4 protein-coding genes are annotated in these 18,853 nt (G+C 47.8%); 2 read left to right on the forward strand and 2 right to left on the reverse strand.

Going from position 1 to position 18,853, the window contains the following annotated elements; genetic code table 11:
• Window positions 1-1,807 (reverse strand): hypothetical protein (locus OEM52_07495; GenBank protein MDK9699970.1); only part of this gene is annotated, 1,807 nt, incomplete at its 3' end.
• Between the two features lie 200 nt (window positions 1,808-2,007).
• Complete coding sequence (locus OEM52_07500; GenBank protein MDK9699971.1) at window positions 2,008-12,843, reverse strand: fibronectin type III domain-containing protein; 10,836 nt, start codon at window positions 12,841-12,843, stop codon at window positions 2,008-2,010.
• Between the two features lie 387 nt (window positions 12,844-13,230).
• Here OEM52_07500 and OEM52_07505 point away from each other — a divergent pair, with 387 nt between their 5' ends.
• Both OEM52_07505 and OEM52_07510 read left to right on the forward strand, forming a co-directional pair.
• The gene (locus OEM52_07505) at window positions 13,231-18,381 is read left to right on the forward strand and encodes a C25 family cysteine peptidase (GenBank protein ID MDK9699972.1); all 5,151 of its coding nucleotides are present in this window, start codon (window positions 13,231-13,233) and stop codon (window positions 18,379-18,381) included.
• Between the two features lie 93 nt (window positions 18,382-18,474).
• Window positions 18,475-18,853, forward strand: a 379-nt coding sequence (locus tag OEM52_07510) for an Hpt domain-containing protein (GenBank protein MDK9699973.1), incomplete at its 3' end; no start/stop codon positions are given.

The following is an 18,853-nucleotide window of genomic DNA, read 5'->3' on the forward strand; positions in this document are numbered from 1 at the left end:
CAATCGGGTAATTCACACTGCGAACACGAATCCGGGCTGTTGATGTTGAAGGCGAAGTAACCGGCCAACTGATTTGACCCTGTTCGACCGGAACTGTTGCCAATGTCGAATAAGTGCCACTGGGATAGCTGCGATTGAGTTCGACGACAACATTTCCGGTGACATTTTGTGAAGACCATCGAAACGTTGCGGTATCTTGGATATAGAGGTTTTCACCCCCGTTCGGATACAAAACAGTGATCGTTCTATTTGATACAGTAAAATCACCTGCCGTCATATCGGATAGCGTTGGATAATTTTGACTGGTCACACGATAACGGGCGGTAGTTGTCGCTATGGTGTTGATCGTCCATGCAAAACTGCCATTCGTGACATCGGTAGTGCCAAGATCGATCCACGTTCCCGAAGGATAGCTCGTGTTTAAAGCCAGAGTAACACTCCCGGTAAGACCGACATGACTCCAACGGATTGTGTCGCTATCGCCAATGTAGCGAGTCGAACCAGCAGCTGGTGATGTATATGATATGCTTCGATCGATTATTGCGAATGTATCGTCGCTTTCATCTGAGATAATGCTGTATTGCAGCGAGCGAATTCGGAATTTTGCGTTTGAGGTGATGGGACCAGCCACCGGCCATGTGTACTGTCCATCGGTAAATGCGGCATCGGCTACATATTCCCATTCACCAGTAGGATAATTACGATTCAATTCGATGCGTGCTATACCGGGGGTACGATTACTTTGCCATTGAATTATCGCATTGTCACCTGTATACAACGTATCGAAACCATTCGGGGTTGTTAATGTAACTTCGCCCAATATATCAAATGTCATCATATCGCGTTGAGAACCGTCAAAACGAATTGCGTGCATCACTGCATTTTCGCGGTACATATTGAGGACTTGTCCCAGATTCTGGGTGAAGCTGTCGATAACTGCTACCGTGGGTAAATTTGCAATACTGTACGAATAAATGCGCGACAGATTGCCACCTTGAGAAGTTGCCGCATACAGATAGTTCCCGTCGACTAAGTAAGTTGTTGTTGCGCGATTCGTGCGTGCAAGCAATATCGGATTCGAGGGGGTCGCTACATCGTAAATCGATATACCGGAGTCGGCACCGCTCGAAACTTGCAAGAATAACCGGTTGCCTGCCAAGTGAAGCTGAGTAGGCGTTGCCGATAGCGGAACAAATACTGCTGCTTGCGGCTGTGCTGGATCGACGCGAGTAAAGGTACGGAAACCACCATCTCGAGAAGCAGCGATAATATTGCTGTTAGCTGTTACACTATTCCAATTTGCCGCACCATCGGTGTACGTATTCACTAAAACGGGAGTCGCTGGATTGGTTACATTTACAGTACCAAGGCCGTAAAACCCGCGGGCTACGTAAATATAGTCACCGACCTTAGCAATGTTTGCGGCATCGTTTGCAGTGGGAACCGACCCAATAAAAGATGGTCGAGGAAAGATCGCAGTATTCATGTCGTAATCGCGAACACCGTTCGTATTGGCAGCGATGTAACTATAATTGCCATCGATAACCATGTTCCAGTAGATACCGCCAGTGAAATTCCGATTGAATACGGGATCGTTCGCGATGGTTGCTGTGAAGATGACAATTTGATTCCCGTTACAAACATACAGATAGTTGTTTGTTTTCGAGAAGAATTGGCTATAACCGTAAGCGGGTGCGCCATTGCCGGTTATTGCATCGTTGCTGAGATAAACAAGATGTTGACCGTATACAGAAGAGGTGAGCACGATAAACACACAAAGAAGGAAAATCCGGATCACTGCTTTCACAAAACCTCCCAATCAAAAGTTAGATGTCGTAAGATGGTGTACAGTTTGTTAGATATACAAGGAAACCCGACAGTTTAATGAATTTTGTTATTCTATGTATAAATGCCAAATATTGTTATTTCAATGCAGTCAATCCTTAATTATGAAAAGAACGCCGGGCTTTCGTCCGGCGTTGTTATCGTTTAAGCTATTGCTTCTTACTATTTGCTCGAGGAATGCCTCTTCTCGTGTGCTCGGGATAGCCGTTGATAGAGTTCCTCTTGAGTGATGGTTGTACCCGGTGGCGGTAACACATCATCCAGTGAATCGGTATCGGATACCCACGAAGTAATCTGATAATACATCGCTGGGCTGTGCGTTCGAACCCCGACATGATCATAGGTTGTTGTGCTTGGTCCATTAGTATATGTGAGATAGTACCATGGACCGGTTCCCACATTTCGGAAGAACAGTAAATACCTCGTAACAGTTATCGGTACACCGTTAATCGATGTGTCGACCGGTGCCCAATTCAACCGGGCGTTTTCACCCATCAGCGTTATTGATAATCCACCCGGGGCTGCGGGAACATAGCGGGCATTCCCACTCAAAGTAATTCTCAGAGTATCCTCATTAATCGCATTGGAAAGCAATCCGATTGACCCACTGAAATTCCCTTGAGTCGTTGGTTGGAAGTAAACCGCGACACTCGCCGAATCACCCGCTGGAATTGTCGGTACAACTCCGCCGGAGAAGGGACCGGAAAATGTTGCAAAGTATGCGTTATCCAATGCTCGATTACCGCGCACCACGATCTTGACCATAAAGGAATCGACTCGAGTCGGTTCGATTGCAGTGGTAAAAGCATGGGAACTATGCGATAGTGTCACATAGGAGCCTACTCCCGTACCGGATAACGGTAGTAATACCGGTGTATTATCGGTCAGCGTGAGCCGCAAAGTATCACGCCAAAGCAAGGTGGTATCCGGCTGGAATTGAATTGTCAATGGGATACTGTCGTTTGCCGGTAGTACAAACGGTACGCTGAAATTGCGAACAAACTTCGCAACGACGTTCGTCGCCGTTTCTACTGTTGCCGCCGATTGACTACGGTTTAACAAATACACCGTAGCGGAAGCAGTTGAGTTAACATCGACATTACCAAAATCTTGTCCTGATGTAGTGAAGGTGTAGCGCGGCATCGCAGTTGTATAGATTGTAAGATTGTCGATGAACAATGCCGGTCCGTATTGGTTAAATGTTCGCAAACCGAGTTTCAGATTAGCAAGACCCAAAGCGTTGTTTGGTATTGAGACAATTGCTCTACTCCAACCTGAGGCAGCTGGTTGGTTCAATCCACCACCGGTACCTGTTCGCAAACTTGGTGTAGTTGATACTGCTCTTCGAAGCCAAAGCGATGACCAAGTTGTACCATTGTCGGTTGAAAGAATCACTTCCAGTCCATCGTTTGCTGCAAATCCACTTTCATACCACCAATCGAATTCAATCTTAGCGTCACCGGCATCGATTGTGTTAAATGGCGGTGACCAGAGAATATCGGTTTGTTCGGAAGCCGGGAAGTAGTTCGCAAAATTTAGGGTTGCTGTACCATTATTGCCGTTGCTTCCGGTATAACGACCCCAAGTTAGATCCGCTTCGCTATTCACCAGACTCCAACCATAAGGCGGAAAAGTCGCAGTTGAAAAATCTTCGACGATGGCAGTTGTCGAACCATCGGCTGCTAACGAACTACCTGTCTCGATGCCCGCTCCATTTCGTGCGCGCGTCGTAAATGAATAGCTCGCCGTAGCTGACAAACCCGTCACGGTTACGGTATGCCAATCGTTTAACGTCCGCCAGAACGGAGTTGCTGCCAGTGTTCCGTTCGATTGCACCCATTGCATTGTCCGGATTTCGTAAATAGAGTACTCAGTGATAGTTGGATTAGCCGTTCCCGCATTCAATGGTGTCACTTGCAGGAACAAAGCGCCGGAAGAACCGATAACCGGGGGTTGTGGAGTATTAGCGAGCGTCCAAGCATTCGCCTCAGCAGCAGTAATTGAGTTGCCGGTTGCGTTCGCAGCAAACACCCGATACCAGTAACGACTATTCGGTAGTAAACCAGTTACTGGCAATTGAACAGTATTCGGTGGTAGCGATTGCAGAAGAGTAAACGTCGAGCCATCGGTGGATCGGTACACCACAAATCCGGTTTCATCGTTTGAGCTGTCTGCCCAAGTGAAGGTGAACGAATTCGAACTGACATTCGTTATCGCACCATTGGCAGGAGCATTGGGTACCGAACCGTTACCGGTTGTGAACGACCATACAGGACCCGTACCGACTGTAGTATCGACGCGGGCATTTACTCGCCAGTAATACACACTGTTTCGAATGAGTGCTGGCGGAGTGAAACTTGTTCCTGCTTGATTCGAAGACAACAGAGCTGTTGGCGGATTACTCGTAGCGAGATAAACATCATATCCGGTTGATCCGACCGGCGCTGTCCAGGAAAGTGTCACATTGGTCGGAATGTTGGACGCACCACTTACCGGAGATGGGGAAGATACGACAAATCCGAATGCTCCTTCATCCGCGCCAATATCTGGAGTTGCTAAACGGGTCTCGTTATCTAAATCGGTGTTGATCCAATCGACTATGGTGCCTGCATTACTGATGGGTGTATCGATACCGAACTGGATATGTAAATTTCCGGTAGTATCATTCACCATCTTTGGATCGCCAGTTACAGAATTTGCATCGAGACTGGTAGCTGATCGCCAGTTCCCGATAGTCGCATAAGCTGTACTGCTATAATACCCGGTATAACCGGAGGTATTCGTAATGTTGAAGCAGTTATTGTTCGATATAATACCGATACCCGATGTATAGTATATCCCATAATGTCGTGATGTCGATTGGTTTGGTGTGCGATTCACCAGGATATTATTGCGAAGTACTGCGTTGCTGCCGGTCAAATAGATATTGGCATTTGTTGCGCCACCCGTGGTAGGATTCATAACGATGCTGTTGTTATCGAAATACACCGTTCCACCTGCGTTGGCTAATCCGTACAAATAGACAGTCGCCAGCTCGGTTGTGCGAGGGTGGCTCAAATTAGAGATAAAGTTGTTAAAAACGCGGGTTTCGATACCGGCTACACCGCTGTTGTAAGTATAAATACCAGCAACGGTTATCGATGAACTGGCATCAACCGCACTATTCCGTAAGTGCGTGACACGACAACCGGAGATTTCCGAGATACCAAAAGTGTTGTATGTATAAATACCGTAAACCGACTGACCGGGGTTCGAGGCAAAGACTCTTGACACATCAATGTCGTGGATTCGAACTCCGTCCGCATTGGTGACATAAACGCCAAATCCCGAACTTGGTCCTCCGATATCGTCACTTGTTCCCAATCCGATTGCCATCCGGTTGGTATCGGATGCAATTGGCGATGTTGAGCCAATTTCACAACCGATATCGCGATAGGTGCCATGACCTGTCAACATGATGCCATAGCGCGTATTCGTTATCCGCAGATTTAAGTACCGGTTATAACTATTTGCGCCATTTACTTGAGTAGGTGCGTCGCTGTTTGATTGGTAGACGGCTCGCGACAATGTGTTGTCTCGATGCATTGTTATTGTTGCGTTTTTGATCGTATTGTTCGTGCCGCCGTTAGTACCTGAGTAATTGGTAACCCAGAAACCATACTCACAATAGTCAGCTCCTGATGTACCAGCATCTGTTAAATCAATGCCATCGAACACAATCCAGTCGCTGCCATGGAGTTTCACTAAGGCATCATTACTGACACTGGTGCCAGTGGAAGCGATGGTTGTGGCTGCCGATTCCCGTTTAAATGTTACCGTACTGGTAGCTGAAACTCCGGTTACTGGTGGGATGATGATGCGCTCATTATAAACGCCGGGTCGAACGAAGAAAGTAACACCGCCGGCGCCTACCCCATAAAGCTGTAATGCGTTTACTGCATCAGTAAACGTTGCAAAATCAGCGGCGACACCACCAATTGTTTTGTTGCCGGTTAGTGGCGATGTGGAAACAAAGTTTCCTTCATCTGCGCCGATATCCGGCGTCGACGTATTACGCAAGAGCCCATCGATATCGGATGTTACCCATGAGACAAACGTTCCTGCATTATTCACAGGTGAGTAAACACCAGGTTGTATCCGAAGATCGTTGGCTACTTCACTGGTAAACCGCGGATTCCCGACGATACTGGCGTTATCCGATCCGGTGTAGGATTGCCACGCGTCCAACGATGTCCGGTCGCCGTTGTAATAACCGACATGACCCCCTGAAGCGATAGGGAGATAAAATAGATTGTTATTGGAAGTGATCGAACCAGTGTTGAAGTACAATCCATAATGCCGTGCTGTCGATTGGATCCCCGTGCGATTGTAGAAAATGTTGTTACGGATGATAGCGGAGCCGCTATTGTAGAAACATGCTGATGTGGCACCGACATTCGAAAGATCGATTAGTACACTGTTATGATCGATATAACCATTTCCGTTTGCCAGATAAATTCCAGATATGTAAAGTGTTGCGGACTCGGTAGTTCGCGGATGCGAGAACCCGGAAACAGTATTGTTAAAGCAACGGACTTCATGGCTTCCGGTAGTTGGGATAAGATAGATGCCATGGATGGGTCCGGTCGAAGCTGGATCGCTGGAAGAGTTGCGAAGATTATACACCCGATTACCAGCAACTTCGCAAACACCATACGAATTACTTACAATAATACCATACACCGTACTCGAACTCGAATTCGTAAAGATGTTCGAGATATCACAATCGTGAATCCGGAAAGTTTGGTGGTTGTTCAAGTAGATACCATACCCAGTTCCTGTGAAACCGATATCGTCACCACCGCCAGTACCAATTACAAAACGATTTGCATCGGTTATCGAGGTGGAGGTTGATCCGAATTCGTTACCGACATCGCGATAACTGGCGTTGGCAGTGCTATAAACACCATAGCGAGCGTTCTGAATCTTCAGATTCAAAAACCGATTGTTGTTGTTAGCGCCATTCACTGACGTTGGAGTAACGCTGTTTGATTGGTATATCGCATACGAGGTATTGGTCCGGTTTAACGATATTATTGCATTGCGGATCGTGTTGTTTGACGCGCCATTAGTGCCCGTCAGATTGGTTGTCCAGTAACCGTATTCCAGATAATTCGCGCCACTCGTTCCAGCATCGCTTACGCTGATTCCACTGAACGTAACCCAATCGCAGCCGAAGAACTTAACCGCTGCGTCATTCGATGCGTTCGTACCAACTGCCGAGATGACAACGGCATCGCTCTCTTTTTGGAAAACGACGGGATTGCTTGCCGAAGCGCCATCGACGGGAAGTATGGTTAAACGTTCAGTATAGGTGCCCGGTCGTACTGAGAAGGTTACACCACCCGTACCTACACCGTACAGCGCTAATGCATTGACAGCATCGGCGATAGTAATGTAATCGGGTGATAAACCGCCAACAGTCTTGGTGCCGGTCAACGGATTGCCGGATACAAAGTTTCCTTCGTCAGCTCCGATATCCGGGGTCGATCCGTTGCGGGCATCTCCTTCGATATCGGTAGTGACGTGCGCGATGCTCGTTCCGGCATTATTGACGGGTGTGTAGACATCCGCCATAATCCGCAAATCGTTTCCATTTTCATTTAGGAAGCGCGGATCGCCGATAACCGACGCGTAATCGCTGCCTACATAAGATTGCCATGCATCCAGTGTTGCTAAATCGGAACTGTAATAACCGACAAAGCCATTCGATGGATTGGAAATGTGAAAGAGATTATTGTTCGAGACGAATGAAGAAACGGAGGCAACGTAAATACCGTAATGCTTCGCAGTTGTCTGTGCATTGGTGCGGTTGTAAAGAATGTTATTCCGTAAGTAAACCGATGCATTGTTGACGTATACGTTAGCATTCGATGCGCCAATCGTCGTCGGATTCAGCAATATGCTGTTATAATCAACGTAAGATGTTCCGTTTAACGCATAGATGCCAAACAGATAGGTCGTTGCTGTTTCATTTGTACGGGGATGATGTAACCCGGAAATCGTATTGTTATAACAGCGAATCGTATTGGTGCCCGAAGTTGAGTTGTTTAAATACATTCCGAAGATTGAGCTAGTTGCATTAGCATCGTTCGATGTGTTGCGAAGCTGGTAAATCCGATTGCCCCGGATATCCGTCGTTCCAAACATCTGATTCGTGTAAATGCCATAGAGTGCGGAACTACTGCTTTGTTGATACATGTTCCCGATATCGCAGTCGTGAACCGACAAATTCTCTTGCCCGTAGAAATACATACCATAAACTGATCCAGAAGTACTTCCGATGTCGTCCGCCAACAAGCCAATCCGGAACCGGTTCGTATCCGTTACGGTACTTGTGGTAGATCCAACTTCACAGTTCAGGTCACGGAAGCTTGTATACCCAGATAAGTATACCGGAATTTTCATGTTCGTGAATTTGAGATTTAGATAATGGTTCGAGCTGTTCGAACCAAGTGTCGATGTTGGGGTCAGGGAATTCGTTTGAATAACACCGTAGCAGTTGTTGAGACGATTTAGCGAAATCGTTGCATTGCGAATGGTGTTATTGGTCGCACCATTGTTTCCGGCAAAATTCGTGATCCAATATCCGTCATCGACGTAATCGCTGCTGCTGGTTCCGGCATCCAAGACGTCGATGCCACTAAAGGTTACCCAATCGCAGCCATTCAGTTTTATCATCGCATCGGTTGTTGAACTGGTTCCCAGCGAAGTGACGACGACCGCTCCACTTTCTTTCTGGAAGAGCACTGGATTTGCTGCGGAAGCGCCATCGATTGGATAGATTACCAGCCGTTCCGAATAGGTCCCCGGTCGCACTGAGAATGTTACACCACCTGCTCCAACGCCGTACAATGCAAGCGCATTGACAGCATCGGTAAGCGTAGCATAATCGGGAGCATTACCGCCAACCGTTTTCACTCCAGTAAGTGGAGCACTCGATGCAAAATTTCCTTCGTCGGCACCGATGTCGGGTGTTGAACCACTGCGGGTATCCCCCTCGATATCAGTCGGTCCATAGGCTGTGCTTGTACCAGCATTGTTTACCGGCGAATAGACGCCGGCTATTATCCGGAGATCGTTGCCGTCTTCGCTGATAAACCGCGGATTCCCTTGCACTGATGAATAATCGTATCCCGTATATGACTGCCACGCATCCAAAGTCGTTTGATCACTCGAATAGTATCCGACAAACGCATTCTGCTGATTCGGGATGTAGAATAGATTATTATTCGATGTGAAACTGGAAACAGAGGAAAGGTATATTCCATAATGTTTCGCGGTGGTTTGGTTCGCCGTGCGGTTGTAGAAAATATTGTTGCGGAGCGTGACGCTTCCGCCGCTGATAAAGACGCATGTATTTGATGCGCCAGAGTTCGCGGGATTGATCAGAATACTATTGTATTCGATTTGCGATGCACCACTTGTCGTATAAATCCCATGCAGATTCTGGGAAGTTGTCTCAATAGTTCGCGGATGGCTAAATCCAGAAATCGTATTGTTGAAACATCTTAGGAGATTCGTACCTGACGTAGAGCTGTTCAGATAAATACCAATAATGGAACCGGTGGCATAGATATCGTTGGATGTATTCCGCAAACCAAATACCCGATTTCCGTTGACATCACAGGTTCCGTATGTATTCGTACAGTGGATTCCGTTAATTGTCGCCGAATTGGTCTGTTGGTACAGATTCGTGACGTCACAGTCATGGATCCGCATTGCCTCTTGATTGTTTGCATAAATACCCGTCACCGTACCGGAAGCAGCGCCAATATCATCCGGGACGATTCCTACTCGGAAACGGTTCGTATCGGCAATTGAACTACTGGTCGAACCTACTTCGGTATTCATGTCACGATAGGAGGAGTTACCATTCAAGAAAACGCCATAACGTGCATCAGTTAACCGCAAATTCAAATAGCGATTGTAACTGTTCGCTCCATTCGGGCTATTGGGAGTTGTGTACTGCGATTGGTTGATACACATACTCTGTGCATTAGCGCGGTGCATCTGAATCGTTGCATTCTTAAAAGTATTGCGCTGAGCGCCATTGGTGGCACTGGTGGCAGCCATCCAAACGCCGTACTCATTATAATCGGTCGCTGATGTTCCCGCATCAACGATGTTGATGCCATCAAAGGTGACCCAGTCGCAGCCAGCGAAACGTAAAACGGCATCGTTACTCGCGGCGGAACCGACTTCGGTTAACGTTACCGCACCGCTTTCTCGGCGGAAAGTTATCTGTGTTCGGTCGGTTGCTTCGGGAATCGGAGGGATACTTAACCGTTCGACATAAGTTCCCGGCCGCACGTTGAAAGTGACGCCGCCCGCCCCGACGCCAAACTTCATAAGAGCTTGCACAGCCGCTGTGAAAGTAGGATAGTCCGGCAAAGTACCGCCGATTGTTTTTATGCCATTGACCGGGGTAGTCGAAGCGAATACTCCTTCATCAGCACCGATATCGGGAGTCACTGCATTTCGCGCATTCCCCTCAATGTCGGTCGTGATCCATCCTAACGGCGTGCCTAAATTGCTGCCCGGAGAATATGTTCCCGTTTGGATGCGAAGGTCACCAGTACTTTCGTTCACAACCCACGGATACCCTTCGACCGATTGATAATCCATTCCTGAGTAATATCGCCAGTCGTCAATGTATTGCCGGTCGCTGGAGGAGTAGTAGGTTGTGTATCCGCCATTCCAGTTTGCCATCGAATAGCAGTTGGTGTTGATTGTGATGTTTGTAGCACCGACGTAAAACAAGTAATGCTTCGCAGTTGTTTGCGCACCGGTATTGTTCACGATGAGATTATTGCGCAGTGTCGCTGTCGTCGAACCGAGGTAAACGCAAATATTCGAGGAACCAACTGTCGTAGGCGAAAGGATTACAGTATTGTTGTCGATGCTGACGATATTTCCCGAAGCGTAGATTCCATAGATGAAACGCGAGGTCGATTCAATCGTTCGGGGATGATAGAAACCGGATACTGTGTTATTGAAACAGCGAATCTCGGAACTACTTGCAGAATTGCAGGAGATTCCATACAACGTACCGGTCGAACTTATATCGCCGGAGGTATTATGGATATTGTGAACCCGGTTCCCGGAAACAACATTGGTGCCATACGCATTCTGGATAGATATTCCGTAAACGTGACTACTATTTGAGAAGACATTTCGTACATCGACGTCGTGCAGCCAAAGTGCTTCCACATTACTAAGGAATATGCCATAAGTTGATCCTGAGCCGCCGATATCGTCGCTACCGCCATTTCCAACCACCATTCGCGAGGTATCGTTTACCCCGGGAGTAGTCGAACCGATTTCCATATTGATATCGCGATAGCTGCTATGACCGGTTGTGTAAATTCCAAAAAGTGAGTTCTCAATTTTCAGATTGAGGAATTTATTGTAACTGTTCGCTCCGGCTGCTGATGTAGGATTTGTTGTAATTGTTTGTACGACGCCGCGGCTGCTATTGTTGACACGATGCATGCTAATTGTTGCATTCGTAATCGTGTTGTTTTGAGCGCCATTGGTCGCGCCTGCATTCGTAACCCAATAACCAAACTCACAATAATCGTTGTCGGAGGTACCGAGATCGGAAACATTTATCCCATCGAAGGTGACCCAATCGCAACCGTTTAACTTCACAATTGCTTCAGAACCGGCACTCGTTCCGGTTGCACTTAGCGTTACCGTTCCCGATTCACGTCGGAATGTTATGGGTCGGGTTTGGGATGAGCCTGTAATAGTCGAAATCGTAATCCGTTCGTTATAGGTACCTGGGCGCACCTGAAAAACGACTCCCGGAGAATCGACACCAAATGCAGTTAGTGCATTAATCGCAGCTGTGAAACTGGCATAATTGGGATTGGTGCCGCCAATTGTCTTGGTTCCCGATAGCGGGGGGGAGGCGGTCGTGAAACTCCAGACCGCACTGGGCGCGGTTTCTCCGGTTGCGGTGTTGCGCGCAACTACTCGCCAGTAGTAGGTCGAACCAGCTAACAAGTCGCTGGGGGGATCAAAGGTTGTAGAGGTATTTGCTGCCGATACGATTGCGCCACTTTGCATCGTAGTCACATCGCTCTGCGACGTCGATAAATACACATCGACATTGTTTGTAAAGGAACCCGTTGCCCAGCTCACAGTGGTTGTTACCGGAACAAAGGTCGCATTATTCGTCGGTGAGACTAACGTGGGAGGTGTTGGAGAAGTTGTGCTAAATTCGATTTGGACGTTTGGTCTATAATAACTGAGTGCGCCGCTGCCGGTCGGTGCAGTATAATCTTGTTCCCATACTTGAAACCGATAATTTGCCAGCGCAGTGTAACGGTACTCTTCACCGGATAACGGAGTATTATACCCGTTCAAATCGATTTGGGTAACAATCTGGAGATTATCAGTGCCGTTGTAGCTAAAGTCGGTAACATCAAATTCCTGCCACGCATTCGCAGTCGTTACGCCCGGATAACTTGTTGATTGGTACACCAATGTCAAACCGGATAAATCTGCGTAAGGTTGCGAGGTGCAAGTAGCGTTTGTCGTATGTCCCAGATAAATCCGGATCGTGTTGGAGCCGCCCGTATACAACCAGTTTCTCGCAAAAGTTGGATACCAACGCAATCGTGTGATGATACCCGACATCCCAACTTCCGATGCCGTATAAATCGCCTGAGTTCGGGTGAACCAATAGTACTCGGTCAACGGAAAACGCTGGGTGCTGGTTCCGGTTCCAATCGTGACTGCGATATCGGTTTCATCAATACTACTCGTCACTACAGTTCGCTCGGCAGGCGATGTTCCGGGAATCTGTTCGGGATTCAATTCATACCAACGAGCAAGATTCTCTGTACCTTGTGTTGGTTTATCGTTGGATGGTGCTGTTGCTGCAAAACTGCTTAGGAAACCAGTAACGAGAAGAAGCAGAACGATTGGGAAACGAATAAAAGGAATCATCGGAGTTCAATCCTTAATATGATGGACCAAGGCGATTTTGGTCACTCAAGCCAGTGAGATGTCGAAGGTTCATGATATACCGTTGAGTGCATAAATATAAGGAATGCACACCAATTTTGCATTCAGTTTGATGGAATATTTTGTAAGTATTTGATAATATGTAATTAATATTATTCGAGGCGATTTGATAGCAATTGCCTTGGTTTCATTGTATACTAACGCGAGATTTTTTGCACAAAATTCCGCTTCGCTGAGCGATTCGGAGGAATAGTACGGGTATCGTGGTTTGCTTCATCCAAATCGTTCGCATCCTCGGATACCCGCTTGTTTGTTCAGCCGGTTCCCGGCAACCGTTTGCAAGTTACTTTTCTGATGAGGAGTGCAACCATGAGATATGGGTGCTTGGTTATTGTTTTTCTGATTGCATTGGTATCGTCCCTTGCTTTCGGCAGGGATTGGACGCCCAACGATGACGTGATTATTGGTATACCGACTGGTAATGACGTTGCTGTAGAGTATGAAGTTCTCGGAAAAGGTCATCTGCGGTTGCATTTCCGCAACCCGGTAGTACAATCCGAACTTGTTACAGCCGATGGGAAAGAGTGGACCTACTTCAACATCGAAGGGGAAACCCGAACTTGGGAAGTCGGCAAGCCATTAGTACCAGTTATTGCCCGATCGATTCGCTTGCCAAACCTTGGTAACATCGAAGTTAACATTGTAACAGGTAAGTATGTCGAATACACCAATGTAGATGTGCTTCCTCAACAACCATACCCGGAAGCATCCTCGGAGACATCGTTCCGGGCACGTGACTTCACTCGTAACGAAGTTACCTATTCCACTAACGATTGGTATCCCGGTGAGCTCGCAGTAGTTTCCGAACCAGCGGTACTCCGCGATGCGCGAATTTGTGTTTTAGCAGTACAACCGGTACAAGTAAATCCGGTGACCCGTACTGTTCGCGTGTATGAATCAATCGATATCGAAACGGTACCAATCGGTGGGGTGAGTGTAAACGAGTTAATCCACTCACCCGGTCCGGTACCCAGTTTTGAAGGATTCTACCGCGACATTATCGGAGCAGAAGATTTAGCCCTTGATGCCCGAACCGCAAAACCGGGGCAGATTCTCGTTATCTCCCGGGATGAAACAAACGTACGAACTCAAGTACAGCAATTCGTCGATTGGAAAAATGCCAGTGGTCGTCCCGCCCAATGGCATACTTTTACGACCGCACAAAACCTCAGTGCTTCGAGTTTAATGACTGTGATTCAGTCTCGTTACAACGACACGACCAGCGCGAATCCATTAGAGTATGTGATTCTCGTCGGTGACGACGGTGCAACCGGTGCCTATGCGCTACCTGCAAATTCTTCGATCTCAGATCATGGTTATACTCAATTAGCAGGTGGTGATATTCTTGGTGACATCACATTAGGTAGACTTTCGTGTACATCAATAAACGAGTTGGCATTGCAGGTGAGTCGTACCCTTAAGTACGAACGTACACCATTAATGACTGATACCACTTGGTATAGCCGTGGCTGGGGGTATGCCGGAACCAGTATGGGTATCACCTCCAATGAACCGGCGATTCGTTTTTGTTTGGATATGATGCACCGTCATGGGGTTACGAATACTCCATTCGATACCCATGGTGGTCATGTCAGTTCCGCCACGATAAACTCGCGATTGAATCCCGGTGCAGTGTTATGGGCGCATCGTGCCGGCTGGACCGGAGAGATTGGTTCAGGAGATGTTGCTTCAATCAATAACCCCAATAAATGCTTCGCGGCTTTTAACATTACCTGTAACTCGGGCGACTGGGCGGGTGGTTCGACCGGTACCCACGAGCAGTTGATCCGGTTGGGAACTGCAGCGAACCCTGCTGGCGCAATCGCCGGCATGGCGTCGGCGACTGCCGGCACCCATGTGAACTTCAACAATGTCGTAGCCACTGGAATCTACTACGGTTTCGGCCCGTTGAACATGCACCAACCCGGTCCGATGGGTTGGTCGGGGAAATTTCAATGCTGGCGAAACTACCAAGTAAATCAATCATCTCGCGTTACCGACTTTAACAACTACAACAACCTAATGGGTGATGCGACTGCTTTGCTTTGGACAAGCGTTCCCCGTTATATCACTGCCAACATCCCACAAACGATGGGACTCGGTTCTAATCGACTCTCCTTACGGGTAATGTTAGGTGCAAACGGCGTACCCGATCAGTTGGTAACGGCATGGAAGAAAAATACCGAAGGGGTAACTGAAACCTATGCCCGTGGCTTTACTGATGAAACCGGCAACGTCCTGTTAACTTTAACCAACCGCACGCCGGGCGATATGTTCGTTACTGTGATTGACGATAATGTTGATGGTGACAAGTATCCGATTATCGATACGGTCGCAATTGTGCAAAACCCTGCCGATCTCGCGTTATCACAATTTGTTGTCGACGACGATAACAGCGGTGGAACGATCGGCAATAGCAACCAAAACGGTAATCCAGGCGAGACAATCGACCTAAACATTCGTTTAGCTAACCGTGGCGCTAGTCTTACGTTAACCGGTTTATCAGCGACTTTGACTACAACCGATCCGCGAATTGCAATTTCAAATAGTACCCAGACCTATGCCAACATCGCTCCGAATGACAGTGCTTTTGGTGCTGGCAGTTTCCGTGTTCAGTTGTTAGCGGGGCTTGCTCATAATGAAGTCGTACCGTTGCAGTTAGCGGTGACCGCCGGTGATCCGACGTATTCGCGAGTGTTGACAGTGCCACTGACTGTCCAATCCATCGAAGTACGCTACATCAGCAGCGCATTGTACAATGCACAGGGTCAGGTAACCACGTTAACGCCCGGTGGCTCGGTGAATGTCGGTGTTACTGTCCGTAACGTCGGTGGAATCGCAGTCAACCAAACCAATGCGACGATGTTCTCGCTTTCCCCGTACATCTCGGTGAACCGTTCCGATGTTTCCTACTCGGCTTTACCGATTGGAACAAACTCGACGAACACAAGCGACCAACGCTTCACAATTTCTGCGAATGTGTTGACAATGGCTGGTACCCAAGCATCACTGGGCGTTGCTTTTGGTGCTGGTGATTTGCGAGATACCGTGATTTTCCCGATTACTGTCGGCACCCGTACCACCCGCGACCCAACCGGTCCCGATGCTTACGGTTATCTTGCGTATGACAACACCGATACCGGTTACATAATGCACCCGACATTTGAGTGGGTGGAAATCATCCCAGCTTTAGGCGGTTCCGGTACCCGCTTGAATATCAACGATGGGGCTGAAGGCGGCGATCAAAGCATAGCGTATCCGCTTCCGTTTGATGTTCAGTTCTATGGGAACACATTTGATAGTGCGACAATCTGTACAAACGGTTGGCTGGCATTTGGTGTTACTCGAATCAACAACGTGTTAGCGTATAACAATTTCCGAAATTGGCATTTACCGGCAAATGAAGGTCCGCCAAACATCGTTTCGGTGTTTTGGGACGATATGACGACCGGTGGCACCAATGGGGGCGTCTACGTTTACAATGATGTAACAAATCATCGATTGATTGTTACTTGGAAGCTCCAAACATTGTTTGGTGGTAATGCTGCCAATGAGTGTCAGTTAATCATTTACGATGAAGCATTTTACCCCTCGTACACGAATGACGCATTATTGCTGTTCCAATACAAAACTTTTAACAACACAACCGGTGAGGACACTGACTACTGTACCATCGGAATTTCCGACAGCACTCGTCGTGTCGGTCTTGAGTATTCTTATTGGAACGCGTACACACCGGGCAGTGCATCAATTCCCAATGGTTCGAATGTCAATCGGGCGATTCTATTTACCACAGCGCAGAATTTCATCACCGGTACGTTGACAGGGAATGTCACTCGTGCCGATAATGGACAACCGGTGGAAAATGTCGATGTCTTTGTGCTGAATGGCGGATATAGTGGTCGTACCAATGCGCAGGGCAACTATACCATTAGTGATGTCATGATTGGCGAATATGATGTTCGTGCCAGCTATGAAGGATTCAATCCAGCGATTCTTCACACTGAAATCTTTGAAGACAGCACAACGACTTTGAATTTTGTATTGACTTCGCCCGGATTTGTCTACTCACCCGATTCGATTCATACTGAGCTAAGTCCGGTCGGAGAAGATGCGAATTATCAGATTATGATTCGCAATACCGGGAACGGTACGTTGACATGGGAATCGCAATTGTTGTATGGCGGCTTGACGACTGACCAAGCGAATCGCGACGATTCGCCGCGCGGCCCGGTTCGCGAAAGCAACGAAATCGATGAAACCGATACCCCTTGGGATGAGGTCTTCTCGTTCAATGCTTCAACTATAACCGGTGATATGGGTTTACTGGGCGTCGAATTCGACGGTCAAAACTTCTGGGTGACTGGTGCCAATACGTGGCAGAATCCCAATAAGCTCTATAAGTTCGATCGCGACGGCAATCTGCTAACATCCTACAACCAACCCGATACACTATCGATTTATGGATGGCGGGATTTAGCTTGGGATGGAACCTATCTCTACGGTTCCTCTGACCGGAACATCTGCCAAATCGATTCGCTTGGCCACGTAGTTCGTACTTTCGCGACCAATGTCAATCCTGCCCGTTCCATAGCAGTGGATACCGCAAACGGATTGCTTTACTACAGTGACCGGATGAGTCCAATTTATGCGATTCGGTTGAGCGACGGACAACACGTAGCTCAATTGCCCAATACCGGAAACATTTACGGATTGGCGTGGTATCCTTCCGATATCGATGGTATGCGGTTGTATTCGTTCCAACGCGATGCAAACGACAACGGTGCATTTGTTGTCAAAATCGATGTCGTCACGGGAGCAACTCAAATGGTTGCAACCGTCGGTAATACCGGTGAAAAAGCCGCCGGCATTGCATTAACGCCGAGATGGAATCCAATGCTCTGGACAATGGCTTGTGTCTTGTCGACTGATGGAGGTACAGATCGGGTTGCTTTGTACGAAGTCGCTTTCAATACTGTCTGGATTCAGTATTCACCGGAAAGCGGTGAAGTCGCACCGGGCGATTCGGCTGCGATTGGTGTTCATCTCTCCAGCCGGTCAATGCCTTTAGGGACTTACCGGGTTGCCATTCGCTTAACCACGAATGCAAATTTATCGACGGTAACAATTCCGGTAACGATGGTAGTCGTGGTAAACGATGTCGAAGAACCACCAGCAGTCGTATCGCTTCCGCGAGAATTCAAGTTGGAACCTAACTATCCGAATCCGTTTAATCCCGTGACTTCGCTATCGTTTGCATTGCCTGAGCGAAGCGCTGTCCGGCTAACGATCTACAATGCATTAGGTCAGGAAGTCGCACGATTACTCGATAATCAACCGATGGCGGCGGGGAATCACATGATTCGATTCGATGCCACAAAACTGTCGGCTGGCGTTTACTGGTACCGCTTAGTGGCTGGCAACTACTCAGCTACCCGGAAGATGGTCTTTCTGAAGTAGCGACAATCAAATATTTCTACGAAAAGGGCAGACGAGAGTCTGCCCTTTTTCTTATCTGACCATCGATAACCATGTTTGCATGACGAGTGAAAAATGCTATACTATCGTATGTTAGGACAGGATGAAATGACAGAACTGGATCCCGACTCGAATAAATTACTCGCAATGCTGGATAAAGGCATCGTTGATCCTGTGGCCGTGCTGCGATTGACACGAATGGGCGGTGAGGTATTCCTCGGAAAAATGATCGACACTTACTTCAGCCATGTTCCCGGCCTTTTTGAAAAAGCGCGGTTAGCTATCATGGCGGAGGATCGCAAATCGCTTGAGTATGCCGCACATACGATGAAATCCAGTGCCGGAAACTTGGGAGCTGTCTACTTGCTCGATTCTGCCCGAATATTAGAAATGGCGTCGGAGCAGAGTTCTTTTCCGGAGATTAAAGTTGTGTTTGAAGAATTTTGTGATGAGT

This window comes from bacterium (genome assembly GCA_030247525.1).
Lineage (GTDB): Bacteria > Electryoneota > JAOADG01 > JAOADG01 > JAOADG01 > JAOTSC01.

Excerpts from the sequence above, each read along its gene's own strand:
- OEM52_07500 (MDK9699971.1), bottom strand. The coding sequence starts at position 12,843 with ATGATTCCTTTTATTCGTTTCCCAATCGTTCTGCTTCTTCTCGTTACT.
- OEM52_07505 (MDK9699972.1), top strand. The coding sequence starts at position 13,231 with ATGAGATATGGGTGCTTGGTTATTGTTTTTCTGATTGCATTGGTATCG.